Below are 759 nucleotides of genomic sequence, written 5' to 3' on the forward strand. Positions count from 1 at the left end.
CCCCACACGGGGTCGTTTTCCGTTGCTGGACCGGGTTGATGTTCCTGTTGACCTACGGAACCTGTCGATTGAGCAGCTGAAGCAGGTTGCGGACGAGCTTCGTGCGGAGACCGTGGACACGGTTTCGACGACGGGTGGTCATTTCGGGTCGTCGCTTGGCGTGGTGGAGCTGACGGTTGCGATCCACGCGGTCTTCGACACGCCCGACGACCGCGTGATCTGGGACGTGGGGCACCAGACCTACCCGCACAAGATCCTGACGGGCCGGCGCGAACGCATCCGCACGCTGCGCCAGCCGGGCGGACTGTCGGGCTTCACGCGCCGCTCGGAGAGCGAATACGACCCGTTCGGCGCGGCGCATTCCTCGACCTCGATCTCCGCCGGCCTTGGCATGGCGGTGGCGCACCATCTGCGCGCCGAGGACGATCCATCCTACCGCGAGCGCAATGTCATCGCCGTGATCGGCGACGGCTCGATCTCCGCCGGCATGGCGTATGAGGCGATGAACAACGCCGCCGTGGCCGGCCCCGGCGCGGAGCGGTTGATCGTCATCCTCAACGACAACGAGATGTCCATCGCGCCGCCGGTCGGCTCGATGTCGAACTACCTCTCGCGCCTGATGTCCTCACGCCAGTTCATGGGACTGCGCGACCTCGCCGGGAAGTTCGTGAAGAAACTGCCGGACCGGCTCGAGCGCACGGCCAAGAAGGCCGAGGAATACGCGCGCGGCATGATCACCGGCGGCACGCTGTTCGAGGA

General features: G+C 66.3%; 1 protein-coding gene. It reads left to right on the top strand.

Annotated features, from left to right (window positions below; genetic code table 11):
• On the top strand, positions 1–759 hold a 759-nt coding region (locus HK28_RS04390), incomplete at both ends, for a 1-deoxy-D-xylulose-5-phosphate synthase N-terminal domain-containing protein (RefSeq protein WP_304528610.1).

The organism is Acetobacter sp. DsW_063 (genome assembly GCF_002153745.1).
In the GTDB taxonomy this organism is placed as follows: domain Bacteria; phylum Pseudomonadota; class Alphaproteobacteria; order Acetobacterales; family Acetobacteraceae; genus Acetobacter.